The sequence below is a fragment of the Streptomyces triticisoli genome, from assembly GCF_003270085.1.
Lineage (GTDB): Bacteria > Actinomycetota > Actinomycetes > Streptomycetales > Streptomycetaceae > Streptomyces > Streptomyces triticisoli.
Window position 1 is genome coordinate 1 of the sequence record NZ_QFDQ01000219.1, and the last position, 25259, is coordinate 25259.

General features: G+C 70.8%; 27 protein-coding genes and 1 pseudogene. 18 read left to right on the top strand and 10 right to left on the bottom strand.

Annotated features, from left to right (window positions below):
• Positions 1–720: 720 nt before the first annotated feature.
• Positions 721–1557, top strand: coding sequence for a DMT family transporter (locus DEP02_RS26660; protein ID WP_112470279.1), 837 nt, complete (start codon positions 721–723; stop codon positions 1555–1557).
• A gap of 146 nt (positions 1558–1703) precedes the next feature.
• Here DEP02_RS26660 and DEP02_RS26665 read toward each other — a convergent pair whose 3' ends face one another.
• The 3 genes from DEP02_RS26665 to DEP02_RS26675 form a co-directional block, all read right to left on the bottom strand.
• Positions 1704–2135 carry an arsenate reductase ArsC gene (locus DEP02_RS26665; protein WP_112470233.1) on the bottom strand — a complete coding sequence of 144 codons (432 nt, stop codon included), beginning with the start codon at positions 2133–2135 and terminating at the stop codon, positions 1704–1706.
• Between the two features lie 98 nt (positions 2136–2233).
• Entirely contained in the window at positions 2234–2608 is a 375-nt protein-coding gene (locus DEP02_RS26670; protein WP_112470234.1) for an ArsR/SmtB family transcription factor, read from the bottom strand.
• Positions 2609–2656: 48 nt separating this feature from the next.
• A complete protein-coding gene (locus DEP02_RS26675) occupies positions 2657–3718 on the bottom strand; it encodes a flavin-containing monooxygenase (protein WP_112470235.1) in 1062 nt (353 codons plus the stop codon).
• A gap of 106 nt (positions 3719–3824) precedes the next feature.
• Between DEP02_RS26675 and DEP02_RS26680 the strand changes: the two genes are divergently transcribed.
• The gene (locus tag DEP02_RS26680; RefSeq protein ID WP_112470236.1) at positions 3825–5192 is read left to right on the top strand and encodes an FAD-dependent oxidoreductase; all 1368 of its coding nucleotides are present in this window, start codon (positions 3825–3827) and stop codon (positions 5190–5192) included.
• Between the two features lie 35 nt (positions 5193–5227).
• Positions 5228–5686, top strand: a complete 459-nt coding sequence (locus DEP02_RS26685) for an ArsI/CadI family heavy metal resistance metalloenzyme (RefSeq protein WP_112470237.1) — start codon at positions 5228–5230, stop codon at positions 5684–5686.
• Positions 5687–6030: 344 nt separating this feature from the next.
• Here the strand turns inward: DEP02_RS26685 and DEP02_RS26690 are convergent, their stop codons facing one another.
• On the bottom strand, positions 6031–6405 hold the full coding sequence (locus DEP02_RS26690) for a VOC family protein (protein ID WP_112470238.1): 375 nt from the start codon (positions 6403–6405) through the stop codon (positions 6031–6033).
• 437 nt (positions 6406–6842) lie between these two features.
• Here DEP02_RS26690 and DEP02_RS26695 point away from each other — a divergent pair, with 437 nt between their 5' ends.
• Complete coding sequence (locus DEP02_RS26695) at positions 6843–7019, top strand: cupin domain-containing protein (protein WP_232839290.1); 177 nt, start codon at positions 6843–6845, stop codon at positions 7017–7019.
• Between the two features lie 405 nt (positions 7020–7424).
• The gene (locus DEP02_RS26700) at positions 7425–7874 is read left to right on the top strand and encodes a DUF7144 family membrane protein (RefSeq protein WP_112470239.1); all 450 of its coding nucleotides are present in this window, start codon (positions 7425–7427) and stop codon (positions 7872–7874) included.
• A 265-nt stretch (positions 7875–8139) separates the two neighbouring features.
• Here the strand turns inward: DEP02_RS26700 and DEP02_RS26705 are convergent, their stop codons facing one another.
• Positions 8140–8577 carry a hypothetical protein gene (locus DEP02_RS26705; RefSeq protein WP_003974483.1) on the bottom strand — a complete coding sequence of 146 codons (438 nt, stop codon included), beginning with the start codon at positions 8575–8577 and terminating at the stop codon, positions 8140–8142.
• 527 nt (positions 8578–9104) lie between these two features.
• Between DEP02_RS26705 and hemL the strand changes: the two genes are divergently transcribed.
• The 8 genes from hemL to DEP02_RS26750 all read left to right on the top strand — a co-directional run bounded on the left by hemL (position 9105) and on the right by DEP02_RS26750 (position 17460).
• Entirely contained in the window at positions 9105–10421 is a 1317-nt protein-coding gene (gene hemL / locus DEP02_RS26715; protein WP_112470241.1) for a glutamate-1-semialdehyde 2,1-aminomutase, read from the top strand.
• A gap of 50 nt (positions 10422–10471) precedes the next feature.
• Entirely contained in the window at positions 10472–11119 is a 648-nt protein-coding gene (locus DEP02_RS26720; protein WP_112470280.1) for a histidine phosphatase family protein, read from the top strand.
• 168 nt (positions 11120–11287) lie between these two features.
• Positions 11288–12607: a polysaccharide deacetylase family protein gene (locus tag DEP02_RS26725; protein WP_112470242.1), complete on the top strand. Its 1320-nt coding sequence runs from the start codon at positions 11288–11290 to the stop codon at positions 12605–12607.
• A 66-nt stretch (positions 12608–12673) separates the two neighbouring features.
• Entirely contained in the window at positions 12674–13339 is a 666-nt protein-coding gene (locus tag DEP02_RS26730; protein WP_112470243.1) for a TlpA family protein disulfide reductase, read from the top strand.
• A gap of 6 nt (positions 13340–13345) precedes the next feature.
• On the top strand, positions 13346–14107 hold the full coding sequence (locus tag DEP02_RS26735; RefSeq protein ID WP_112470244.1) for a cytochrome c biogenesis CcdA family protein: 762 nt from the start codon (positions 13346–13348) through the stop codon (positions 14105–14107).
• Between the two features lie 2 nt (positions 14108–14109).
• Positions 14110–15906 (top strand): cytochrome c biogenesis protein ResB, encoded by a 1797-nt coding sequence (resB, locus tag DEP02_RS26740; protein WP_112470245.1) that lies wholly within the window; start codon positions 14110–14112, stop codon positions 15904–15906.
• Positions 15903–17033 (top strand): c-type cytochrome biogenesis protein CcsB, encoded by a 1131-nt coding sequence (ccsB, locus tag DEP02_RS26745; protein WP_112470246.1) that lies wholly within the window; start codon positions 15903–15905, stop codon positions 17031–17033. Before resB ends, ccsB begins: the two co-directional genes overlap by 4 nt.
• 25 nt (positions 17034–17058) lie before the next feature.
• Positions 17059–17460, top strand: coding sequence for an SRPBCC domain-containing protein (locus tag DEP02_RS26750; protein WP_112470247.1), 402 nt, complete (start codon positions 17059–17061; stop codon positions 17458–17460).
• 38 nt (positions 17461–17498) lie between these two features.
• On the opposite strand, the pseudogene DEP02_RS26755 reads toward DEP02_RS26750, so the two are convergent.
• Positions 17499–17972, bottom strand: a pseudogene (locus DEP02_RS26755) (nucleoside deaminase).
• A 118-nt stretch (positions 17973–18090) separates the two neighbouring features.
• Here DEP02_RS26755 and DEP02_RS26760 point away from each other — a divergent pair.
• On the top strand, positions 18091–18858 hold the full coding sequence (locus tag DEP02_RS26760) for a CDP-alcohol phosphatidyltransferase family protein (protein WP_112470248.1): 768 nt from the start codon (positions 18091–18093) through the stop codon (positions 18856–18858).
• A gap of 76 nt (positions 18859–18934) precedes the next feature.
• Here DEP02_RS26760 and DEP02_RS26765 read toward each other — a convergent pair whose 3' ends face one another.
• The 3 genes from DEP02_RS26765 to DEP02_RS26775 form a co-directional block, all read right to left on the bottom strand.
• Positions 18935–19291, bottom strand: a complete 357-nt coding sequence (locus tag DEP02_RS26765; protein WP_112470249.1) for a hypothetical protein — start codon at positions 19289–19291, stop codon at positions 18935–18937.
• The gene (locus DEP02_RS26770; RefSeq protein ID WP_232839291.1) at positions 19288–19920 is read right to left on the bottom strand and encodes a DUF6232 family protein; all 633 of its coding nucleotides are present in this window, start codon (positions 19918–19920) and stop codon (positions 19288–19290) included. The genes DEP02_RS26765 and DEP02_RS26770 overlap by 4 nt, the downstream gene beginning before the upstream one ends.
• A gap of 134 nt (positions 19921–20054) precedes the next feature.
• The gene (locus DEP02_RS26775) at positions 20055–20444 is read right to left on the bottom strand and encodes a PLD nuclease N-terminal domain-containing protein (RefSeq protein WP_112470250.1); all 390 of its coding nucleotides are present in this window, start codon (positions 20442–20444) and stop codon (positions 20055–20057) included.
• A gap of 118 nt (positions 20445–20562) precedes the next feature.
• Here DEP02_RS26775 and DEP02_RS33700 point away from each other — a divergent pair, with 118 nt between their 5' ends.
• The 3 genes from DEP02_RS33700 to mqnP all read left to right on the top strand — a co-directional run bounded on the left by DEP02_RS33700 (position 20563) and on the right by mqnP (position 23178).
• Positions 20563–20703 (top strand): hypothetical protein, encoded by a 141-nt coding sequence (locus DEP02_RS33700; RefSeq protein WP_157977550.1) that lies wholly within the window; start codon positions 20563–20565, stop codon positions 20701–20703.
• A 118-nt stretch (positions 20704–20821) separates the two neighbouring features.
• Positions 20822–22279, top strand: a complete 1458-nt coding sequence (locus DEP02_RS26780) for a menaquinone biosynthesis decarboxylase (RefSeq protein ID WP_112470251.1) — start codon at positions 20822–20824, stop codon at positions 22277–22279.
• Entirely contained in the window at positions 22276–23178 is a 903-nt protein-coding gene (mqnP, locus tag DEP02_RS26785; protein WP_112470252.1) for a menaquinone biosynthesis prenyltransferase MqnP, read from the top strand. The genes DEP02_RS26780 and mqnP overlap by 4 nt, the downstream gene beginning before the upstream one ends.
• A 94-nt stretch (positions 23179–23272) precedes the next feature.
• Here mqnP and DEP02_RS26790 read toward each other — a convergent pair whose 3' ends face one another.
• Positions 23273–24163: a LysR family transcriptional regulator gene (locus tag DEP02_RS26790; protein WP_112470282.1), complete on the bottom strand. Its 891-nt coding sequence runs from the start codon at positions 24161–24163 to the stop codon at positions 23273–23275.
• A 79-nt stretch (positions 24164–24242) separates the two neighbouring features.
• Between DEP02_RS26790 and DEP02_RS26795 the strand changes: the two genes are divergently transcribed.
• Positions 24243–25238 carry an EamA family transporter gene (locus DEP02_RS26795; protein WP_112470253.1) on the top strand — a complete coding sequence of 332 codons (996 nt, stop codon included), beginning with the start codon at positions 24243–24245 and terminating at the stop codon, positions 25236–25238.
• Positions 25239–25259: the final 21 nt, after the last annotated feature.

Consider the following 25259-nt stretch of genomic DNA (forward strand, 5'->3'; position numbering starts at 1 on the left):
GTGCGGTGCCGGGTCGGCCCCGGCCGGGTCGCCCCCGGCCAGAGCCGGCGCCGCCGGCGCAGCCGCGGCCAGCGCGCACAGACCCACTACGAGCGTACGTATCGAATGGCGGAACACGTTGTCCTCCTTCGGGGGCCTCTCGGGTGGCAGCACCCCCGCCTCATACGACCCGCTCTCGTACTCCGCTGCCCCCTTGGAGCAAGCCCTTCGGGTGACTGACGGAGCGTGACCGGCTTTCGACGTACCGTATGCACCGCGGGCGTGATATAGCGGCACCCCGGAGGCCCCCGGGACAGGCTCTCCATCACCGGTCCTCCGCCGCGGAGGCGCCGCGGAAGTCCTCCGCGGCGGCCATTCGGGTGGTGAGCCGGGCAGCCCGGCGATCCAGGCAGGGACAGGACAAGGAGGATTCAGACAGGGACAGGACAAGGAGGATTCAGACAGGGACAGGGCAAGACGGCGCAGGACCGGAAAGAACAGAGCGGGACGGGACAGGACGGGACCGGTTGCCACTCGCACTACCGCCCTGTCCGGGCCGTCCACCGACACCCTGCGTGACACCTCCACCCGGGGCCGCTCCACCCGGGGCCGCCCCGCCCGGGCCGGGAGCGAGCCCGCGAGCCCCCTGACGCGACCGGCCCGCGTCAAGGCGACCGGGTTCTTCTGCCGCGCCGGATGACATACGCGTGCCGGGACGGGCGAGGCGGCATGCTGGGATCCATGGCGACTGGCGTGGCGGTGGTTGCGGCACTGGCAGCCGCCTGCTGCTTCGCCGTCGCGGTCGTCATGCAGCAGGCCGCCGCGGCCTCGGAACCCGAGAGCGCGTCCCTGCGCCCGCGGCTGTTCCTGGACCTGTTGCGCAGACCGCTGTGGCTGGCCGGGGCCGCGATGTCGGTCTTCTCCTACGTCATCCAGGGCGTCGCTCTGGTGTTCGGTCCGCTGGTGCTCGTGCTGCCGCTGGCTGCGATGGACCTCGTCTTCGCCCTGCCCCTGGTCGCCTGGCGCCGCAGGAGGCGCCTCACCCGCAGGGAGGTGGTGGGCGCGCTGTGCACGGCGGGAGGCGTGGCCGCCTTCCTGGCGGTGCTGCCGCCGTCCACGGGAATCGCGGCGCCGGACCTGAGGGACTGGCTTCCCCTCCTGGCCCTGGCCACCGCCTGCGTGTGTGTCCTCGTGCCGGTCGGGCTGCGCAGGCCGGGCCGCGCCCGCACCGCCCTCTACGCGGCGGCCGCCGGCGTGCTGTTCGCCCTCCTCGACAGCCTGACCAAGAGCGTGGCCGGCCTCTTCCGCGACAACGGCGTCGGTGTGCTCGCGCACTGGGAACCGTACGGGCTGCTCCTCGTCGGAGGTACGGGCATGCTGCTTGCCCAAAGTGCCTTTCAGGCCGGCCCTCTGACGATCAGTCTGCCCATCATCGACACCCTCGAGCCGATCGGCGGCGTCCTGATGGGCGCCCTGGTCTTCCAGGAACGCCTGGCCACGTCCGGGGCGCTGGCCGTCCAGGGGCTGGGAGCCCTGGCAGCCGTGGCCGGCATCGTCGTCCTCGACAGGTCACCCTGAGCGCGCGACCGCGATGCACGGTTCCACGCCGCTGGACATCTCCGGACGCGGGACCGGGGCGGGGCCAAGAGCAGAGCGGCGCCGGTTCGCGCGGCTTCGGCTCTTTCTCCTGCCGGAGGCATCGCGGGTGCCGGCGCATCAGCCGGTCACCCGGCCGTCACCGGCCCTTGGTTCGCCTCGATCTCTGTGATCAGGGCCTCGATACGGGTCTTGATCTCGTCGCGGATCGGGCGTACGGCCTCGACGCCCTTGCCGGCCGGGTCTTCCAGCGTCCAGTCGAGGTACTTCCTGCCCGGGAAGACCGGACAGGCGTCGCCGCAGCCCATGGTGATGATGTAGTCGGACGCCTGGACCGCCTCGGCGGTGAGGACTTTCGGCCTCTGCCCGGCGATGTCGACGCCCATCTCCCGCATGGCTTCGACGGCGGCCGGGTTGACCTGGTCGGCGGGCAGGGAACCGGCGGAGCGGACCTCGATCCGGTCGCCCGCGAGGTGGGAGAGGAATCCGGCTGCCATCTGCGAACGCCCGGCGTTGTGGACGCAGACGAACAGCACGGAAGCGAGCGGGTCGGAGGGCACGGGGTCTTCCTTCACGAGTTGTACGGCTACGGGGCGGGCCGGGAGTGCCGGCGACGAAGCGGTGCCCGGCACGTTCCCGGTGAGGGCAGGCGGTGACGTCAGGTCGAGGGCGGCGCCATGGTCAGCAGCTTGCCCATCGCGGCCAGTACGGACGGCTCGACCCGGTAGTACACCCAGGTGCCGCGCCGCTCGGAGGTGAGCAGCCCGGCCTCCCTCAGCTTCTTCAGGTGGTGGGAGACGGTCGGCTGGGAGACGCCCACGTCGGAGATGTCGCACACGCATGCCTCGCCGTCCTCGTGCGAGGCGACCGCGGAGAACAGCCGCAGCCGCACCGGGTCGCCCAGGGCCTTGAACATCCGGGCGGCCGTCTCGGCCTCCTCCGCGGTGAACGGGCGCTCGGTGAGCGGCGGGCAGCACGGCGCCACAGCATCGGACTCGGGCTCGATCAGCGGCAGCACCTTCGTGTTCGACATAAATCTATGTTGACATATGTCGAACCAAGTGGACGAGGGGCGAACGGCTCAGCCGCGAGCGAGATGGGCCGCCAGATGCCGCGCAACGCGGGCCGCGTCCCGGCCGACGCCGCGCAGGGAGTTCGACGACAGGCTGCGCTGCCACTCCAGCCCGACGAACACCAGGCCCGGGTGGGCGGGGGAGACGCCGTCGCGCTGCCGAGGCCGGCCGGAGCCGTCGAGCGCCCCGTCCAGGTCGGCGAGATAGGGCAGGTCCGGCCGGTAGCCGGTGGCCAGCAGGATCGTGTCCACCTCCTCCCGCGCCCCGCCCGGCCAGATCACCTCGGCGCCGTCGACGCCGGTGAACAGCTCCCGCCGGTCCGGTGCTCCCTGGGCGAGTGCGGCGCGGTAGCGGCCGTCGTCGATGACCAGCTGTGTCGGCGGAGTGCGCACCAAGCGGCCGAGCGGGGCCGTGTCCAGGCCGGTGCGGGCGAGCCAGAAGTGCAGCTCACGGCCGAGGAGGCGCTGCCGGGCGAACCTCACCGGTTTCCGGCCTGCGAGCGTCACCCGTGCCGTCCGGGCGAGCTCGGCGGCGATCTGCACCGCTGAGTTCCCCGCCCCGACCACGACGATCCGCTGCCCGGCGAACGGGGAGGGGTTGCGGTAGTCGGCGGCGTGCAGCACCGAGCCGGTGAAGCCCGTCAGCCCCGGCAGTGCCGGCCGGTACGGGCGTCCGAAGGTGCCGGAGGCGGTGACCACGGCGCGTGCCGTCAGCCGGCTGCCGTTCTCCAGGTCCAGTTCGAACCCTCCATTGGTCCGTCGGGCGCGGGTGAGGCGGTGACGGGTGCGGATGTCGGCGTCCAGGTGCGCGGCGTACGCGGTCAGGTAGGCGACCACCTCGTCCCGGTGCGGGTAGCGGTCCGGATCCCCGCCGGGAAACGGCATTCCCGGCAGCGAGCTGTAGCGGGCGGGCGAGAACAGGGTGAGGCTGTCGTAGTAGCGCGGCCACGACCCGGCCGCCTGCTCGGATGCCTCCAGGACCACCGGCCGCACCCCGTGCCGCAGCAGAGTGTGCGCCGCGGCGAGCCCGGACTGTCCGCCGCCGATCACCGCCACGTCGATGTGCTCCACCAGAAGACCCCCTGGATTTGATGAATGTCTATGTTGACGCTTATCGAATCAGATGCCATGCTTGCCGCGCAAGCCATCGACGAATGTCGAAACAAAGGGGAATCTCGTGACCGCGCCCACCACCGACCAGCTGCCCGTCGTCGTCATCGGCGCAGGCCCCATCGGCCTGGCAGCCGCCGCCCACCTCGTCGAGCGCGGCCTCGAACCGTTGGTCCTGGAGGCCGGCCCCTCCGCCGGCACGGCCGTACGCGACTGGGCGCACGTGCGGCTGTTCTCCCCGTGGGCCGAGGTCACCGACCCGGCCGCCGAGAAGCTGCTCGCCCCCACCGGCTGGGTCCGCCCCGACGGCGCCACCTACCCCACCGGCGGTGACTGGGCCGAGCAGTACCTCCAGCCGCTCGCCGACGTCCTCGGCGACAAGGTCCGCTACGGCGCCACGGTGACCGGTGTCGCCCGCGCGGGCCGCGACCGCATCGTCGACGCAGACCGCGACGAGCAGCCCTTCACCGTGCACATCGAGCTGGCCGACGGCCGCGAGGAGCGGATCAGCGCCCGCGCCGTCATCGACGCTTCCGGCACCTGGTCCGCCCCCGGCCCGATGGGCGCCGACGGTCTGCCCGCCCTGGGCGAGAAGGCGGCGGCCGACCGCATCTCCTACCGCGTCCCCGACCTGGAGGACCCCGCCGTCCGCGCCCGGTACGCGGGCAAGCACACCGCCGTCATCGGCTCCGGAGCTTCCGCCTTCACCGCGCTCGCTCACCTCGCCGACCTGGCCAAGGACGAGCCGGGCACGCACGCTGCGTGGGTACTGCGCCGCGGCATCGGCGCGAACACCTTCGGCGGCGGCGAGGCCGACCAGCTCCCCGCCCGCGGCGCCCTGGGCCTGCGTGCCGAGGCCGCCGTCGAGGACGGCCACGCCTCCGCCGTGACCGGCTTCCGCACACAGGCCGCGGAGCGGGACGGCGACCGGCTGGTTCTGGTCGCCGAGGACGGCCGCCGCCTGGACCCGGTCGACGAGGTGATCGTGCTGACCGGCTTCCGGCCCGACCTGTCCTTCCTCTCCGAGGTCCGCCTCGGCCTCGACGAACGCCTCCAGGCCCCGACCGCGCTGGCCCCGCTCATCGACCCGAACGTCCACTCCTGCGGCACCGTCTACCCGCACGGCGTGGGCGAGCTCTCCCACCCGGAGAAGGACATCTACCTGGTCGGCGTGAAGTCCTACGGCCGCGCGCCCACATTCCTCGCGATGACCGGCTACGAGCAGGTCCGCTCCATCACCGCCGCGATCGCCGGCGACCACGAGGCCGCCGAGCGCGTCGAACTGACCCTGCCGGAGACCGGCGTGTGCGGCGGTGCGGGCCTGTACGACGACCCCGACGCCACCCAGGGGAGCCAGGACGGGGGTTGCTGCGCAGCCCCGGCCGCTCTCCAGATCGGGGTCGGCGCCCCGACCGCCCCCTCCGGCGGCTGCTGACCGGCCAACCCACCCCATCCAGCAGGAGGAACGCCATGTCCCGCGTCCAACTTGCGCTCCGCGTCGCCGACCTCGACGCGTCCATCGCCTTCTACAGCAAGCTGTTCGGCACCGAGCCCGCCAAGCTCCGCGACGGCTACGCCAACTTCGCCATCGCCGAGCCCCCGCTCAAACTCGTCCTGATCGAAGGCACGGCAGAAGAGGCAACCCGCCTGGACCATCTCGGCGTCGAAGTCGACACGACCGAGTCCGTCCACGCCGCCACCACCCGCCTGCGGGAGGCCGGCCTGGCCACCACCGAGGAGAACGACACGGCCTGTTGCTACGCCCTCCAGGACAAGGTCTGGGTCCACGGCCCCGGCCAGGAGCCCTGGGAGGTGTACGTCGTCAAGGCCGACGTCGGCACCCTCACCAAGCAGCAGAGCAGCACCTGCTGCACCGACCCGGCCACCGCCGACACCAAGGAACCCGCCGCCGAGGGCGGCTGCTGCTGACCAGCCCATGACGGACCTCCGCACCACCGGGGCCGCGACCGGAGCAGGGGACCGGTCGCGGCCCTGTCCGAGTACCGGTCAAGCCGGTTCGGCAGCCAGGGCGCGCAGTGCCGGGATGCCGGGACGGGTTCGGGATGACCACCCACGGACGCCCTGCGGAGGGGGAGCGGCAGTACCAACGAGCGGGGCCGCGCCTTCCGTACCTCGAACCGGCTCAGGGCCGCACCAGGCAGTACGGCTGGTGCCCCGCCTCGTGCAGCCGGTGGCTGAAGTCCTGACACTCATGCAGCGATCGGAGGCGGTGGGGTGCCGCGTTTCGGGCACTCGACCAGGTACTCGCCCGGTTACAGGTACGGGCGGGTGATGAGCTCAATCGCGTGACCGGCAGGGTCCTTGAAGTACACCCCTCGACCGCCGTGCCCGTTGTTGATCTCGCCCGGGCGCCGCATCTGCGGATCGGCCCAGTGCTCGATGCCGCGCTCGCACAGTCGCCGGTACGCCCGATCGAACAGCTCGTCGTCGACCAGGAACGCGTAGTGCTGCATCTGGATCTCCACCGGCGGCTCGGCGAACTGGAGCAGCACGCCGTCGGTGAGCTGGATGTTGGTGAACGGACCCCAGGACGGCGCTTCCGGAAGTTCCAGGAGTTCCCGGAAGAACCGGGCCGACTCGTCGCGGTCCTTGGCGGCGATGATGGTGTGGTTGAACGTGACTGCCATTCGGCTGACCTCGCTGTCGCTCGACACGGAGAAGGGACTCTCGGTGCACGAGCACGGGGAGGCCCACGTGCCGAACCGGGGAGGTGCTCTCTGCGCACCCGCTGTGCGATCAGCCCTCCACCGGACAGCCAATCCGTGTGTGGCGTAGCGCCGGTCCGGTGTTCACGTCGACCGACGTTACTTGATCTCACCGGCCGTGCCAACAGGACGGGAGGGGAGCCTCCTCACGGACGGGTGGCAGGCGATGGACGGTCTCCAGGACCGCCCCGCCAACCGTCCGATGCCCCGCGGAAAGCACTTGCGTCTGCTGTCCTCTCATGGGCAGGGCGCGGTGGTGATCGGGACGGAGAGCGAGCTCCCCGTGCGTCGACTTCGGCGGTCACGGTGAGGGCGTGCTGCTCGTTCATGGCGGTCCACGTGACGGCACCGTGGTACGCGTGAGCGCCGGCGAAACCGTGAAGTGCCCGGCCGGTGAGGAGCGCTGGCACAGCGCCACCGACACCACCCTCATGGCGTGCATCGCCCTCGTCGTTGGTGACGGCGACGGCAACGGCACCACCTGGCTGGAGCCGGTGACCGACGACCAGTACGCAAGCACCCTGGCCGGCAACTGAACACTCCCCGCCGTCCAGACCTCCACTCATGGGCCGTATCCCTCGATCTCCATGCCGGTGTGCGGCAGCGGCACCGCGCTGGGCGCCGTCGGAATCCTCGCTCTGCCCCTGCCCTTCATCCTGCGGCCGTACTGCCGCTCGCCGGCGCGGGCACGGTGAAGCGGGCGCTCCGCAAGGGGTGGCTCTGGTGCGGGGTCGGGGCCACCACGCCGGCTCTCCGCCTGCTGTTGCTCAGTGCCCGGCCCAGCGTTGCTGCCGGCGCCGTCGTGTTGGTGCAGGTTGTCCGCGCGGTGCGGTTGGCCCTCACGGGATGTCTGACCGTTCACTCGTTCGGACGGCTCTGGATAGTGGCAGGGCCCTTCCGCGGACACGGTGGACGCATCGGACGCCAGGAAGGACGACGCCATGACGCAGCAGCCGGCGACGCCGGAACACCATCCGCGAGACCAGGTCGGCGCGACGGGCGGGACAAGCTTCTGGGCGACGGGCGGGACGGTGTTCGCCGGGGTGGTGCTGCTGGTGGACGGCCTGCTGAACATTCTCAAGGGCATCACGGCCATCGCGTCCAACGACATCTACGCGCGCGTCAACGACTACGTCTACCACTTCAACCTGACCGGCTGGGGCTGGGCTCTGGTGATCGTGGGCGTGCTGGCCGTCACCACCGGCCTCGGCATCCTCACGGACGCGCTGTGGGCCCGGGTCGTGGGCGTGTTCATAGCCTCGGTCAGCCTGATCGCCAACTTCCTCTGGCTGCCCTACCTACCCCTCTGGGCCCTCATCTCCATCGGCCTGGACGCCTGGGTCATCTGGGCACTGACCGCCCACCGCTCACCGCGGTCCGCTGCCCTGTGACCGGTATGCGGGCAGACCCGCGCTGAACGAGTCCCACCGCGGAGAGCGCGGAGTCCGCCCGGGCGCCCTCTTGCCGAGTTCCTGCCTTGACTCTGCGCCGCCGCGGGCCGGTGACCCGGGTAATGACAACGTGCGGAGTCATAACGTGCGGAGTCATGAGGTGCCTCCCCGGAGAAGCTGCGACGAGGAAGGGCCGACCGGACCCTGCCGGCACCTGACGAGGGCGGGGCTCGAAAGCCCCGCCCAAGACCAGCGAAACCCCGGCTCAGGGCCACACCAGGCAGTACGGCTGATGCCCCGCCTCGTGCAGCCGGTGGCTGAAGTCCTGCCACTCGTGCAGCAGTTGGTACACGTTGAACGCGTCCCTCGGGCCGCCGCGGTCCGGGACCGTGGACCAGATGAAGGCGGCCGCGCCGACCGCTTCCTCGCCGATGCCGCGGAGGGGGTCGACGACCGTCATCGGAAGCTTGACGACCGCGTAGTCGGGGTGCAGGACGACCAGTTCCAGGGGCGGCACCTTGTGCAGGGGCACGCCCTCGATGCCGGTCAGCACCATGGCGGCCATCGTCTCCGGCTTGATCTTGGTGAACATGCCGTTCATGCCGAGTTCGTCGCCGCCGAGTTCCTCGGGGCGCATCGAGATCGGGACGCGGGCCGCCGTCGCGCCGTCGGGCGCACCGAAGTACTTGTACGTCACCCCCACCCGACCACCATTCCTGCTCCCTGCCCCGAGACGGTCGGACCGCTCGGACTCCCTCGCCCGACGTGCTTCGGCCGCTTCCTCAGCCTCGCGCCGGTGCCTTCCCCGCCGGGCACGCCGAGGACCCAGGCCGTCAGTCCCCTCGCCCAGTCCGCCACCGCGATGCATATCTCCACCCGACTGCTTTTCTAGGACGCGTGTCCCCCGCCGCGCAACCCGATCATCGTGACAGTGACCTCCCCCGCGGTCGCCCGCCGAAACGTGCGCCCAACCATCTGTCCGCGGGAGCTCGCGGTCCTCGACACGATCCTTCGCCTTGTACATACGGTTCATACGTACGCCGGGCCCAGTTTCGCAGATGAGCGGGGCGGAATCCTCGAATCCCGCCGTTCGTCACGCTCCGTAGTGGTCATGTGGCGCTTTCCGGCCCCCGGGCCCCCGGCGCCGCTGGCCTACCCTGAACAGGTCACTGCCCACCGGATTCGGAGAACCCCGAGAAACCCCCCGAGAAGTCGGAGAAGTCGCAGGTCATGAGCGAACTGCCATATCCATACGAAGCCCCCGTCTCGCAGACGCTGTTCGACCGTGCGGCGGCCGTCACGCCCGGCGGCGTGAACTCGCCGGTGCGTGCCTTCCGCGCCGTGGGCGGTACACCCCGGTTCATGGTGTCCGGCAGCGGTCCGTACCTGACGGACGCCGACGGCCGGGAGTACGTCGACCTGGTGTGCTCCTGGGGGCCGATGATCCTCGGGCACGCGCACCCCGAGGTGGTCGCCGCCGTGCAGGAGGCGGTGGTGCGCGGTACGTCCTTCGGTACGCCCGGTGAGGGCGAGGTCGCGCTCGCCGAGGAGATGGCCGGCCGGGTCGGGCCGCTGGAGCAGGTGCGGCTCGTCTCCAGCGGGACCGAGGCCACCATGTCCGCGATCCGGCTGGCCCGCGGGTTCACCCAGCAGTCCAAGGTGATCAAGTTCGCCGGCTGCTACCACGGGCATGTGGACTCGCTCCTCGCCGCCGCCGGGTCCGGGGTCGCCACCTTCGCCCTGCCCGACACCCCGGGCGTGACCGGCGCCCAGGCCGGTGACACGATCGTGCTGCCGTACAACGACCTCGACGCCGTACGCGCCGCTTTCGCCGCCCACCCGGACGAGATCGCCTGTGTGATCACCGAGGCCTCGCCCGGCAACATGGGTGTCGTTCCGCCGCTGCCCGGGTTCAACCAGGGGCTCAAGGACGTGTGCGCGGAGAACGGCGCGCTGTACATCTCCGACGAGGTCATGACCGGATTCCGGACCAGCCGCGCCGGGTGGTACGGCGTCGACGGGGTCGTGCCCGACCTCATGACCTTCGGCAAGGTGATGGGCGGCGGCTTCCCCGCCGCCGCGTTCGGCGGGCGCGCCGACGTCATGGCGCACCTCGCCCCGGCCGGGCCCGTCTACCAGGCCGGCACCCTGTCCGGGAACCCGGTCGCCACCGCCGCCGGGCTCGCCCAGCTGCGGCTGCTCGACGAGGCCGCGTACACCACGGTCGACGCCGTCTCGCAGCAGATCCAGGCCATGGTCTCCGAGGCGCTGACCAAGGAAGGCGTGGCGCACACCCTGCAGAACGCCTCCAACATGTTCTCCGTCTTCTTCACCGACCGCCCGGTGCGCGACTACGACGACGCCAGGGCGCAGGAGTCGTACCGCTTCACCGCGTTCTTCCACGCGATGCTGGCGAACGGCGTCTATCTGCCGCCCTCGTCCTTCGAGTCCTGGTTCGTCTCCACCGCGCACGACGAGACGGCACTCCAGCGGATCGCCGACGCCCTTCCGGCGGCGGCCCGGGCGGCCGCGGAGGCGACGGCGTGAGCGACGAGACCGGAAACAAGCAGAACGACGACATCACCGTCGTCCACCTCATGCGGCACGGCGAGGTGGAGAACCCGGACGGAGTCCTGTACGGGCGGCTGCCCGGCTACCACCTCTCCGAGCTGGGCCGGAAGATGGCCGAGCGGGTCGCCGAGCACCTCGCCCCCCGCGACATCACCTACGTCGTCGCCTCCCCGCTGGAGCGGGCGCAGGAGACGGCGGCGCCGATCGCCAAGGCGCACGGGCTGGACCTCGCCACGGACGAGCGGCTGATCGAGGCGGCCAACGTCTTCCAGGGCAAGACCTTCGGCGTCGGCGACGGCGCGCTGCGCCGGCCCGCCAACTGGAAGCACGTGGTCAACCCCTTCAGGCCGTCCTGGGGCGAGCCGTACATCGACCAGGTGGTGCGCATGATGGGCGCGCTGAACGCGGCGAAGGACAAGGCGCGCGGGCATGAGGCGGTGCTGGTCAGCCACCAGTTGCCGATCTGGATCGTGCGCTCCTACGTCGAGCGGCGCCGGCTGTGGCACGACCCGCGCAAGCGGCAGTGCACGCTCGCCTCGCTGACGACGTTCACCTACCGGGGCGACCGGATCGTCTCCGTCGGCTACAGCGAGCCGGCCCGCGATCTGGTCCCGGCCCATCTCCTCGCGGGCGCCAAGCCGGTGAAGGGGCAGGGCAAGGCGTTCGGCGCGTAGAGCACGGCGCGTAGAGCACGGAGTGTGAAGACGCAGTACGCCCTCGGTCACGTACGAACATATTCGTGATGTTTGTTATGAAATTCATATGAGGCCGAGGAACCCCCCGCGTTCGTCACGGCCTCTGAGTGGGTGACCACCAGAGGACGTGACGGATCGGGGAACTCCATGCGCACCTTCTCCCGAAGGGGAATGCTCGGCCTCGGCGCGGGCGCCGCGGCCACCGTCGGACTCGCGGGCTGCGGCAGCCTCAAGCCGTCGGACGGACCGAGCCGCACCAGCGGTTCCCAGGGCGCGAGCACGCCCGGCACGACACCCTCCGCACCCTCCACGTCCCCCACCCCCTCCGCGCGCCCCATCGGCGACGGCTCGACCTCCTTCACCGGCAAGCAGCCGCACCAGCCCGCGAGGCCGGTCCCGCTGGAGCCGGGCCAGACCCCGCCGCAGTTCGTCATCTTCTCCTGGGACGGGGCCGGCGAGGTCGGCAACGGCCTGTTCCCCCGCTTCCTGGACCTCGCCGAGCGGCACGAGGCCCACATGACCTTCTTCCTCTCCGGGATCTACCTGCTGCCCGAGTCGAAGAAGCGCCTGTACGACCCGCCGAACAACCCGCGCGGCGCCTCCGACATCGGCTACCTGACCGACGACCACATCAAGGACACCCTCACCAACCTCCGCCGCGCCTGGCTCGAGGGCCACGAGATCGGCACCCACTTCAACGGCCACTTCTGCTCCGGCAGCGGCTCGGTCGCCACCTGGACGCCCAGGCAGTGGCGCAGCGAGATCGACCAGGCCAAGAGCTTCGTGAAGCAGTGGAGGACCAACACCGGCTGGAGCGACCAGCCCGCCCTGCCCTTCGACTACGACAAGGAGCTCGTCGGCGGCCGTACCCCCTGCCTGCTCGGCCAGGACCGGCTGCTGTCCACCGCCCGCGAGCTCGGCTGGCGCTACGACGCCTCCTCGCCCGGCGGCCGTCAGGTGTGGCCGGAGAAGCGGCTGGGGATCTGGGACCTGCCGTTGCAGCAGATACCTTTCCCCGGCCGCGGGTTCGAGGTCCTCTCGATGGACTACAACATGCTCGCCAACCAGTCGGTCAACTCCACCAACGCCCCCGCCCACAACCACCCCGGCTGGCGCGAGCAGTCGACGCAGGCCTACATCCAGGGCTTCAAGCGGGCCTACGAGACGAACCGGGCCCCCTTCTTCATAGGCAACCACTTCGAGCAGTGGAACGGCGGCATCTACATGGACGCCGTCGAGAAGGCCCTCCAGCACATCGCGCGGGAGAAGGAGAAGGGCGAGGACGTGCGGATGGTCTCCTTCCGGCAGTTCGTCGACTGGCTGGACGTACAGCAGCCGGAGGTGCTCGCCAGGCTGCGTACCCTCGACGTCGGGCAGCGGCCGGCCGGCGGCTGGAAGGAGTTCCTCAAGGACACCGGCGGCGGTACGGGCACGCAGAGCGCGGAGGGCGCGCCGGACGCGGCCTGAGGGGCGGTTCCCCGGTGGTGAGGGGGGTGGGCAAGATCCCCGGAACGGGCATGCGAAACTTTTCACATGAGTGCCGTCAGTCGCGCCCCCCTGTGCTCGAACCGGGCGAACCGTTCGCCCCGTCCGCACCGCACGCTCCCGAGCCGCGTCCGTCGCCGCGCCGCCCTGCTCGCCGCCGGGACCGCCGTCGCCGCACTCACCCTGTCCGCGTGCGGGTCCGGAGGCACCTCCGGAGGCTCGGACAACACCAACTTCATCACCGGCTCCAACGGCATCGCGACCGTGAAGAAGGGCGAGCGCAAGCCCGCCCCCGACCTGTCCGGCGAGACGCTCGAGGGCAAGCAGCTCGACATGGCCGACTACAAGGGCAAGGTCGTCGTCCTCAACGTCTGGGGCTCCTGGTGCGCCCCCTGCCGCGCCGAGGCGCCGAACCTGGTGAAGGTGGCCGAGGAGACCGCCGCCAAGGACGTGCAGTTCATCGGCATCAACACCCGCGACACCAGCACCCAGCCGGCCCTCGCGTTCGAGAAGCAGTACGAGGTGCCGTACCCGAGCCTGTACGACCCCACGGGCAAGCTCATGCTCCGCTTCGAGAAGGGCACCCTCAACCCGCAGGCCATCCCGAGCACGATCGTCATCGACCGGGACGGGAAGATCGCCGCGCGCGCCCTGCAGGCACTCAGCGAGGAGAAGCTGCGCACGATGCTCGACCCGGTCGTCGCGGAGAAGTGAGCCGCCGTGCTGTTGGCCGCGGCCATTGACCCCAACCAGACGGTGTTCAGCGGAGCACTGCTGCTCGCGCTGCCCATCGCCGTGCTCGGCGGGCTCGTCTCCTTCTTCTCCCCGTGCGTCCTGCCGCTCGTCCCCGGCTACCTGTCGTATGTGACGGGCGTCACCGGTACCGACCTGGCGGAGGCCCGGCGCGGGCGGATGGCCCTCGGTGCCTCGCTCTTCGTGCTCGGCTTCACCGTGGTCTTCGTCTCCGGCGGGGCGCTGTTCGGATACTTCGGACAGACCCTGCAGGACTACAGGGGCACCCTGTCCAAGGTGCTGGGCGCGCTCATGATCCTCATGGGCCTGCTCTTCATGGGCCTGATGCCCTGGCTGACCCAGCGCGAGTTCCGCCTCCACCGGCGGCCGACCACGGGCCTGGTGGGCGCGCCCCTGCTCGGGGCCCTGTTCGGGATCGGCTGGACGCCGTGCATCGGCCCGACGCTCTCCGCGGTCCAGACGCTCTCCTTCGAGCAGGCCAGCGCCGGACGCGGCGCCCTGCTGACCGTCGCCTACTGCGCCGGGCTCGGCATCCCGTTCGTGCTCACCGCGATCGCCTTCCGCAGGGCGCTGGGCGCCTTCGGCTGGGTCAAGCGCCACTATGTCTGGGTGATGCGCATCGGCGGCACGATGATGATCGTGACCGGTGTGCTGCTGCTGACCGGCGCCTGGGACCTGCTGGTGCAGCAGATGCAGTCCTGGTCCACCGGCTTCACTGTGGGGATCTGAACATGAGCAAGACGCCAACCGGCAGCACGACGGCCGACGGGACCCCGGCTCCGGTGCCCCCCGGGGAGGAGGAGCTGGGCGCCGCCGGCACCCAGCTGTCCACCGCCCCCGCCGAGACGGCCGTCCCCGGCTCCTTCGGCGGCAACCGCGCGCCCGGCCTGGCCGGCGGGCTCGCCTGGACCGGCCGCGAGATCCTCGGCTGGGCCCGCTGGTTCTGGCGGCAGCTGACCTCCATGCGGGTCGCGCTGCTGCTGCTGTTCCTGCTCTCCCTCGGCGCCGTCCCCGGCTCGCTGATCCCGCAGGACGGCACCGACGCGATGAAGGTCGAGGACTTCAAGGAGGCGCACCGGACGCTCGGGCCGATCTACGACAAGCTCGGCCTGTTCCACGTCTACAGCTCGGTGTGGTTCTCCGCGATCTACATCCTGCTGTTCATCTCCCTCATCGGCTGCATCGTGCCCCGCACCTGGCAGTTCGTCGGCCAGCTGCGCGGCCGCCCGCCGGGCGCCCCCAGGCGGCTGACCCGGCTGCCCGCGTACGCCACCTGGCGCACCGCCGCCTCGCCCGAGGAGGTCCGCGAGGCCGCGCTGAAGGTGCTCGGGCAGCGCCGCTTCCGCACCGACCTCACCGGTGACGCCGTCGCCGCCGAGAAGGGCTACCTGCGCGAGGCCGGCAACCTCGTCTTCCACCTCGCGCTGATCGTGATGCTGGTCGCCTTCGCCTGGGGCCAGTTGTACAAGACCGAGGGCAACAAGCTGATCGTCGAGGGCGACGGCTTCGCCAACACCCTCGTCCAGTACGACGACTTCAAGTCCGGCAACCTCTTCAACGACGACGACCTCGTGCCGTTCAGCTTCAACCTGAAGCAGTTCACCGGCACCTACGAGCGCACCGGCCCCCAGCGGGGCACCCCGCGCGTCTTCAAGGCGGACGTCACCTACAGCGTGGGCGCCCACGGCAAGGAGCAGAAGGCCACCATCTCGCCCAACCACCCGCTGCAGGTCGACGACGCCCGGGTGTACCTGGTCAGCCACGGCTACGCCCCGACCGTCACCGTCCGCGACGGCAAGGGCGACGTGGTCTACCGGCAGGCCGTGCCGCTGCTGCCGGTGGACGGCAACGTCACCTCGCAGGGCGCGATCAAGGTGCTCGACGGCTACCGGAACGCCCGGGGCGAGACCGAGCAGCTCGGCTTCTCCGCGTTCTTCGTGCCGACCTTCGCCGGCGCCGGCAAGGGCACGATGTTCTCCCAGTTCCCCGCGCTGGACTTCCCCGTCCTCGCGCTGACCGGCTTCCACGGCGACCTGGGCGTCGACTCGGGCCTCCCGCAGAACGTCTACCAGCTGGACACCAAGAGCCCGAAGCTGAAGCAGTTCAAGGACGACAAGGGCGACATCGTCGCGGCCCGGCTGCTGCCCGGCGAGACGATGACGCTGCCGAACGGCGCCGGCTCCATCACCTTCGAGAAGGACATCAAGGAATGGGCCGGCTTCCAGATCGTCCAGCAGCCCGGCACCGGCTGGGCGCTCGCCGGCGCGCTCGCCGCGATCGCCGGCCTGGCCGGCTCCCTGTTCATCCAGCGCCGCCGCGTCTGGGTGCGCGCCGTGGAGGGTGCCGACGGCGTGACGGTCGTCGAGATGGCGGGCCTGGGCCGCAGCGAGTCCGCGAAACTCCCCGAGGAGCTCGGCGACCTGGCCGCCCTCGTCCACGACAAGGCACCCGCACAGACCGACGCCGACCCCGACCGGGAGCCGGACGCCGGCACCTCCGTACCTGCCGAAGGGGCTGAGAAGAAATGACTCTCGCCGCCGCCACCGAGCTAGCCACGGCGACGCTAGCCACGGCGACCAACGAAAACCTCGCGAACCTCAGCAACATGCTGATCTACTCCGCGATGGCCGTCTACACGCTGGCCTTCTTCGCCTACATCGTCGAATGGCTCTTCGGCAGCCGCAGCAAGGTGGCCCGCACGGCCGCCGCGCTGACCGCCGGGCCCGGCCAGGCCAAGGCGAAGGCGAAGGCGAAGGGTCCGGCGGTGACGGTCAAGTCCGCCGGGGGCACCACCGTCCTCGAACGGCCCGAAGTCGTCGTACGGTCCTCCGCCGGCGCCCGTGACGTACCCGACGGGCCCGGCGCGCACGGCGGCGACGAGCAGGGCGACCTGTACGGCCGGATCGCCGTGTCCCTCGGCGTGCTCGCCTTCCTCGTCCAGCTGGGCGGCGTGATCGCCCGCGCGGCCTCCGTGCAGCGGGCGCCGTGGGGCAACATGTACGAGTTCAACATCACCTTCTCCACGGTCGTGGTCGGTGTGTACCTGCTGCTGCTCGCGCTGAAGAAGAACGTGCGCTGGCTCGGCCTGTTCCTGACCACCACGGTCCTGCTCGACCTCGGCCTCGCGGTCACCGTCCTGTACACGGAGAGCGCCCAGCTGGTCCCGGCCCTGCAGTCGTACTGGCTCATCATCCACGTCTCCACCGCGATCTTCTGCGGCGCGGTCTTCTACGTCGGCGCGGTCGGCACCCTGCTGTACCTGTTCAAGGACTCCTACGAGAGCAAGCTCGCCGGCGGCGGCAAGCCCGGCCGCTTCGCGACCTCCGTCCTGGAGCGGCTGCCCGCCTCGGCGTCCCTGGACAAGTTCGCCTACCGCGTCAACGCGGCCGTCTTCCCGCTGTGGACGTTCACGATCATCGCGGGCGCCATCTGGGCCGAGTCCGCCTGGGGCCGCTACTGGGGCTGGGACCCCAAGGAGACCTGGTCGTTCATCACCTGGGTCGCCTACGCCTGCTACCTGCACGCCCGCTCCACGGCCGGCTGGAAGGGCCGCAAGGCGGCCTACATCGCGCTGATCGCCTTCGGCTGCTGGCTGTTCAACTACTACGGCGTCAACATCTTCGTGAGCGGCAAGCACTCGTACTCGGGCGTCTGAGCGGCCGCTCGGGGAGACTGGTGCCATGACCGGAACCATCGAACAGGGCACCAGCCAGACCCACGGGAACACGCACATCCTCGCCTTCCTGGTGCGGCTACCCCAGCCCATGGAGAAGGTCTGGCCCCGGCTGGCCACACCGGAAGGACTCGCGCGCTGGTTCACCGACGCCGACGAGCTGGAACCCCGGCTCGGCGGCGCGGTGACCCTGCGCGGGCTCGGCAGCGGGCGGATCACCGCGTGGGACGTGGACCGGGTCGCCGAGTACACCGTGGAGGGCGGCGGCCGGATCCGCTTCCACCTGGAGCGCCACGGGGACGACGGCGCCACCCTCCGTTTCACCCACGAGTTCCAGGGCGAGAGGGAGTCGGAGCAGGGCTGGCGGGCCCGCTTCGAACGTCTGCTTGAACTGACTGCGCGCCCTTGACCATGCGCCCATGACCACGCGCCGACGTCCTCGTCCGACTACGCGCCGATGTCCTCGTGCCACAGATCCGGATGCTTCTCGATGAAGCCCCGCATCAGCGCGACGCACTCCGGATCGTCCAGCACCACGACCTCCACGCCGTGCCCCGCGAGCCAGTCGTGCCCGCCCCGGAAGGTGGTCGCCTCACCGATCACCACCCGTGGGACGCCGAACCGGCGCACCAGGCCGCTGCAGTACCAGCAGGGCGAGAGGGTCGTCACCATCGTCGTACCCCGGTAGGAGCGCTGCCGGCCCGCGGCGCGGAACGCGGCCGTCTCCGCGTGCACGGACGGGTCGTCGTCCTGGACGCGGCGGTTGTGGCCGCGGCCGAGAAGGGTGCCGTCGGCCGCGTGGAGCGCGGCGCCGACGGGAACGCCGCCCTCGGCCGGCCCGGCGCGGGCCTCGGCGAGGGCGGTGGTGAGTCACGCACGCGCCCGTGCCTGATCCAGCGCCTGATTCCGTGCCTGGTCCATACGCACACTGTGCGGTCGCCACGACCGCCCGGCAACGCCGCCGGACCCACTGGGTACCCTGTCCCGACCATCGCCGCGTGTGCGGCGGTTGGGCCCGGGTGGGTGGGAGGAAACGGTCATGGTTGCTGCTCCGGTCCTGGAGGAGCTGCGGGAGGTCTGCCAGCCGCAGGCGAAGCTGGCGAGCCGCAACGGCGAGCACTGGGCGGGCCGCCTGTACATGCGGAAGATCTCCCTGCGCTTCACCCGGCAGCTGGTGCGCACGCCCGTCACCCCCGACCAGCTGACCTGGACGATGGTGGTGTGCGGGATCGCCTCCGGGGCCGCGCTGCTGATCCCGGGCCTGACCGGTCCCGTCCTGGCCGCCGTGCTGATGCAGCTCTTCCTGCTCTTCGACTGCGTGGACGGCGAGGTCGCCCGCTGGAAGGGCCAGAACAGCGCCACCGGCATCTACGTCGACCGGCTCGGCGCCTACCTCGCCGACGCCGCCCTGATGGTGGGCGCCGGCTTCCACGCGGCCCGCTCCGGCTTCGGCGGCTGGGTGTGCCTGGGCCTCGCGACCGCCCTCGGCGTGGTCCTGCTGAAGACCTCCACCGACCTGGTCGACGTGGCCCGAGCCCGGCGCGGCCTGCCCGTCGCCGACGACGAGTCGACCCGGCCGCGCTCCCAGGGCGTGGCCACGGTCCGCCGGCTGGCCGCCGCCTTCAAGGTCCACCGCCTGACCAACGGCATCGAGGCGTCCCTGCTCCTGCTCGCCGCGGCGATCGGCGACACGGTCACCGGCGGCGTCGACGTCACCCGCTGGGCCCTGATCGCCCTCGCCGCCATCACCTGGGTGATGGTCCCGGCCCACCTGCTGTCGATCCTGTCGTCGTCCCGGCTGCGCTGAGAGCCCGGCGCCCGGTCGTCCGGTCGTCCGGGCTCCCGTACCGCTGCCGTGACGTACCCGTCCGGCCCGGCGGACGCTAGGAACCCAGCAGCGCCAGGATGCGGTTCACCGCCTCGACGACCGGTCGGCCCACGGTCTCGACCGTCGCCGCGATGCCCGCGACGGCCATCAGCGCGCGGTGCCGCTCCTGGGGCGGCGCGGCGGGGTCGGCGGTGATGTCCGGCAGGGAGTCGTCGATGACCTGGGCGCTGGCCGGCGGCACACTGGCGCGCAGTTCCCGCACCAGCTGGAGCAGCTCGTCGACCGCGGCCTGAAGGGCGGGTGAGACGGCCGTGGTGTCGGCGGACGGCGCCTGGTGCTTGACGATGCCGGTGTTGCCGTGCCCGCCGTGCAGGGTGACGTTGTCGCCGAAGTAGTAGTTGTCGCCGCTCATGTGCTGATCCCCACGTTGCCCGTGCCGCCGTAGATGTTGACGTTGTCGCCGAAGTAGTAGTTCTTCGGGTCGACCGTGAGCTGGTCCACCCGGACGTGGAACTCCGCCTCCGGATTCTCGATCGCGTGGACGATGCTGCCGACGAGCTGGTCGAGGTACTGCGGATTGCCGCTGGTCACCATGGCGACGGACGGACCGGACGTCTCGACGGCCAGGACGTACTGCATGGGCGCCGACAGCACGGACGCCAGCTCCACGATGCTGAAGACGAGTGCGGCCACGGCGCCCAGCCAGACGAGCATGACGATGGTGCCGGCCACGTCCGCGCTCGCCAGACCCGTGAGGCCGCCGAGGATCGTGAGGGCGAAGGCCACCGACAGAATGATCGCGAGGCGCTTCAGGAAGAGCAGGGTGGCTTCCTTGCGCCTGGGTGTGAGGGTGAAGGTGTGCACCCGCGCGATGTTCTGCAGCGGATAGGCCGCCCGGCCGACCCACAGCAGCCGTTTGCCGACCCGCAGATCGACGCCGCGCATGGCCTGCGGCGGAACGGCGGGCGGTGGCGGGATGTCGTAATGCCCGGGCGGCTCGGCGCTCTCCAACGGTCCCCCTGAGGTACGGGTGATGTCCATCACTGAGTGAAGACCATTAACTCCGCACCGTGTCCTGGGTGCAAGCCGATAACCACCGACAACTGCGTGTCGGATGTGGAGGATTGGCGAAAGAGTGCGGCCGGGCCGTCCGGCAGGCCGCGACCGCGGTTCCCTCAGCCGTCCTTCGGCTCCTCGCCGTGCTCCTTGCGGCGCAGCTCCTCCTCGCGGCGGCGCAGGTCGGCCTCCCAGTTCTTCAGGAGCTGCTCGTCCTTCTTGTTCTCCTGGGCGAGGGACTTCAGGAACTCGGGGTTGTCGTCCGGGGCGACGTACTGGGCCCGGTGGCCGCGATGCCACTCCGAGGGCGTGCCGCCGCCCGCCGCGAGCTGCCGGTTCTTGCCGGCGACGAGCCAGACGATCGGACCGACGATCCAGAACAGCAGGATGATGAAGACCCAGGCGATCTTGGGCAGGTGCTTCACCTCGTCCTCGGGCGTGTTCAGGCAGTCGATGAACGCGAAGATCACCAGTGCCAGCGGCACGAGGAACATCAGCACCCTGAGCATGTCGACAAGACCCCTGGAAAACGACGGCGGGGCTCTGCGAGACGGCCCCGGTGACAGGGCCAGGGTAGCGGGTGGCGAAAATCGGGTCCTGCGATCAACCGTTCCGGGGGAGGAACCCGTGCGTCCGGCAGCCGTCGAACAGAACTTCCGCGTCCGCGCCGAACGTCTCACCGGCTGGGGAACCGCGCTCCTCGGCGTCGCCGCGCTCCTGTGGGGCCACGCGGCCCGGCAGGTGTTCACGCCCGACCGCGGCCGGTGACCACCCGGCTGCGCCGGCACCACGACGACCTGGAGCGGGCCACCCGGGACTGACGCGTGCCGGGCGGCGGTGTGGGGCGGTCGCAGGAGCCGCGGGCGCCTCGGCGATACTGGGACACATGGCTTACGACGATCTTCGCTCCCTGCTCAGGGCGCTGGAGCGCGAGGGTGACCTCAAGCGCATCAAGGCCGAGGTCGACCCGCACCTGGAGGTCGGTGAGATCGTCGACCGAGTGCAGAAGTCCGGCGGTCCCGCCCTGCTCTTCGAGAACGTGAAGGGCTCGGCCATGCCGCTGGCCATGAACGTCTTCGGCACCGACCGGCGCCTGCTCAAGGCCCTCGGCCTGAAGTCGTACGGCGAGATCACCGACAAGATCGGCGGGCTGCTGCGGCCCGAGCTGCCGCAGGGCTTCGTGGGCGTGCGGGAGGCCTTCGGCAAGCTCGGCGCGATGACGCACGTACCGCCGAAGAAGGTGAGGTCGGAGAACGCCCCCGTGCACGAGGTCGTCCTGCACGGCGACGACGTCGACCTCGACCGGCTGCCGGCGCTGTTCACCTGGCCCAAGGACGGCGGCTCCTTCTTCAACCTGGGCCTGACCCACACCAAGGACCCGGAGAGCGGCATCCGCAACCTGGGTCTGTACCGCCTGCAGCGCCACGACAAGCGCACCATCGGCATGCACTGGCAGATCCACAAGGACAGCCGCAACCACTACCAGGTGGCCGCCCGGCGCGGCGAGCGCCTGCCGGTGGCCATCGCCTTCGGCTGCCCCCCGGCGGTGACGTACGCCTCGACCGCTCCGCTCCCCGGGGACATCGACGAGTACCTGTTCGCCGGATTCCTCGCGGGCAAGCGGACCGAGATGGTCGACTGCAAGACCGTACCGCTGCAGGTCCCGGCGAACGCCGAGGTCGTCCTGGAGGGCTGGCTGGAGCCGGGCGAGATGCTGCCGGAGGGCCCCTACGGCGACCACACCGGCTTCTACACCCCGCAGGAACCCTTCCCGGCGCTGACCATCGACTGCGTGACGATGCGCAGGCGGCCCCTGCTGCAGTCGATCGTCGTCGGCCGCCCCCCGACGGAGGACGGCCCGCTCGGCCGCGCGACGGAGCGGTTCTTCCTCCCCCTGCTGAAGATCATCGTCCCGGACATCGTGGACTACCACCTCCCCGAGGCCGGCGGCTTCCACAACTGCGCGATCGTCTCCATCGACAAGAAGTACCCCAAGCACGCCCAGAAGGTGATGCACGCCATCTGGGGGGCACACATGATGTCGCTGACCAAGCTGATCGTGATCGTCGACGCCGACTGCGACGTGCACGACCTGCACGAGGTCGCCTGGCGGGCCCTGGGCAACACGGACTACTCCCGCGACCTCACGGTCGTGGAAGGCCCCGTCGACCACCTCGACCACGCCTCCTACCAGCAGTTCTGGGGCGGCAAGGCGGGCATCGACGCGACGAAGAAGCTGCCCGAGGAGGGCTACACGCGCGACGGCGGGTGGCCGGAGATGGTGCTGTCCGACCCGGAGACGGCCGCGAAGGTCGACCGCCGCTGGAAGGAGTACGGCTTGTGACCTCGGCATCCGCCGCGCTGCCGCAACCAGGACGCACCAGGGCCTTCCTGCGCCTGGTCATGATCGAGCACTCGATCTTCGCGCTGCCCTTCGCCTACATCGCCTCCCTCACGGCGATGTACGAGTGGGACAGGACCATCCACTGGGGCAGGCTGCTGCTGGTCACGGTCTGCATGGTGGGCCTGCGCACCTTCGCCATGGCGGTCAACCGGATCATCGACCGGGAGATCGACGCCCGTAACCCCAGGACCGCGCACCGCGAACTGGTCACGGGCGCCATGTCCGTCCGCCACGCGTGGACCGGCGCCCTGATCGCCCTGGTGGTCTTCCTGGCGGCGGCGGCCCTGCTGAACCCGCTCTGCCTGGCGCTCGCCCCCCTCGCGGTGATCCCGATGGTGGTCTACCCCTACGGCAAGCGGTTCACGAACTTCCCGCAGGCCATCCTGGGCCTGGCCCAGGCGATCGGCCCGGTCGGCGGCTGGCTGGCGATCTCCGGCGCCTGGTCCTGGGAGGCGGTGATACTGGGCCTGGCCGTCGGCATCTGGATCGGCGGCTTCGACTTGATCTACGCCTGCCAGGACGTGGAGACCGACCGCGAGACCGGCGTCAAGTCGGTCCCGGCCCGCTTCGGCATCCCGGCCGCCATCTGGTCGGCCCGGGCCTGCCACCTGGTCACCACCGCCCTGTTCGTCTGGTACGCCGTCGTCACCGACGCCGGCGCCTTCTTCTGGCTGGGCCTGCTCATCGTCGCGGGCGCGTTCGTCTACGAACACACCATCGTCCGCCCGCACGACCTGTCCCGCGTCGACCGGGCGTTCTTCTCGACGAACGGCTTCATCGGCATCAGCCTCTTCGTCTGCGCGTTGATCGACCTGCTGATGCGTGGGCTCACCTTGTAGCCCTTCCGGGTGGTCGTGTTCGATTTACGGTTGCAGGAGAGCGAGCGGGCCGTAGGTTCCCCTCGTGCTCCCTGATCCGGGGATGTCCCGAGGGCTACGTCTGTGCTCCGGCCCCGAGGACGTCGAGCAGGGCTCGGGTGGCCGGGCTGGGGTTGAACCGGCTCCACGCCAGGTATTCGATGCGGTGCGGTCCGTCGACCACCGGGACCAGCGCCAGCCCGGGGTCGTCGGCGGCCAGTGGCCGGATGAACGCCGACGGCAGCAGTGCGACGCCGAGCCCGCGCGCGATCAGCCGGGTGATCAGTTCGACGACACCGGCTTCGTACGCGACGTCGCGGGTCAGACCGGCAGCGGCGAACGCCTGGTCGGACTGGGCCCGGCCGGGTGTCCCGCTCGCGAAGTCCACGAACGTCTCCTCGGCGATCTCCTGCAGCGTGACCCGGGAGACGCCCGCGAGCCGGTGCCCGGCCGGCACCACCAGGACGTGCTCGTCGTGATCGAGGGCGATGCTTTCCACACCGGACGGCCGTTCGCCCTCCGGCAGGCCGAGGAAGGCGATGTCCAGCTCGCCGCTCCGGATCGCCGCCGCCAGTTCGTCGCTGCGTCCGGAACGGAGGAGGACGTGGACGTCCGGATACCGGGCGCGATACCGCTGCAGCAGTTCGGGTACGTCGACGGCGGCCGTGGTCACGATCACGCCGACGGCGAGCCGGCCGCGTACCACGCCGGTCGCGGCGACAGCGTCGGCAATCGCGCGGTCGGCGGCGGCCAGGCACTCGCGCGCGCCGACGAGGAACGCCTCTCCGGCGCCGGTCAGCTCGACGCGGCGGCTGGACCGGGCGAACAGCTTGACCCCGAGCTCCCGTTCCAGGCCGGCGATCCGGTGACTGAGTGAGGACTGCACCACGGAGCAGCGCTCCGCGGCGCGGGTGAAGTTGCGGGTTTCGGCGACGGCGACGACGTAGCGCATCTGCTGGAGATCCACGCTGCCATCGTGCTGGTTCATGGTTGCCATGGCAAGCATGCTTTGCGTTCATGGCGGGATGCTGCCGAGACTTCCTCGCATGCGTTCCCTGACCGAGCGGCCACCGGGCCGGGCGCGGACCTCGTACGTGGCGGGCCCGGTGGCAACCGTCGCACTGACCGCACTCGCTCCCGCGTCCTGGGGCACCACGTACGCCGTGACCACGGAGCTGCTGCCGCCCGGGCATCCGATGTTCGCCGGGCTGATGCGCGCCCTGCCCGCCGGGCTGCTCGCGCTGTCGATCATCCGCGTGCTCCCCCGAGGGGACTGGTGGTGGAAGGCCGCCGTCCTCGGCGTGCTCAACATCGGTGCCTTCTTCCCCCTGTTGTTCCTGGCTGCCGAACGACTCCCCGGTGGTGTCGCCGCCACCCTCGGCGCCGCGCAGCCGCTGCTGGTCGCCGCCTTGGCCATCGTGGTGCTCCGCGACCGGCCGAAGGCCTGGCGACTGGCCTGGGGTGTGATCGGCGTGGTCGGCGTCGGATTCGTCGTGCTCGGGCCGGGGGCCCGGCTGGACGTCGTCGGGGTGCTCGCCGGCCTCGGCGGTACGGCCACCATGGCAGGCGGGGTCGTCCTCACCAAGCGCTGGGGCCGCCCCCCGGGGGTCGGCCCACTGACCCTGGCCGGTTGGCAACTGACGGTCGGTGGCCTGCTGTTGCTCCCGCTCACCCTCGCGTTCGAGGGGGTGCCGCAGCGGATCGACGCCGGAGCTGTCGGCGGTTATCTGTGGCTCGGCAGCATGGGCGGGCTGATCGCGTACACGCTGTGGTTCCGCGGGATCGGAAGGCTGCCGGTCGGCGCGTCCGCACCGCTGGTGCTGCTGTCTCCGCTGGTGGCGGCCGTCGTCGGCGTCGTGCTGGGCGAGTCACTGAGCCCGCTGCAGACCCTTGGTTTCGTCCTCGCCCTCGCCGCCCTGCTTGCCGCGCAGTTCAACTCCCCGAACCTGTCCGGCCGCACCGCGCGCGGCCGGCCCGCAGCAGAACGGATGCGGGAAGAACGGATGCGGGAAGAACAGATGCGAGGAAGACAGGTGCGATGAAGGCAAGTCCGACGAGGACGG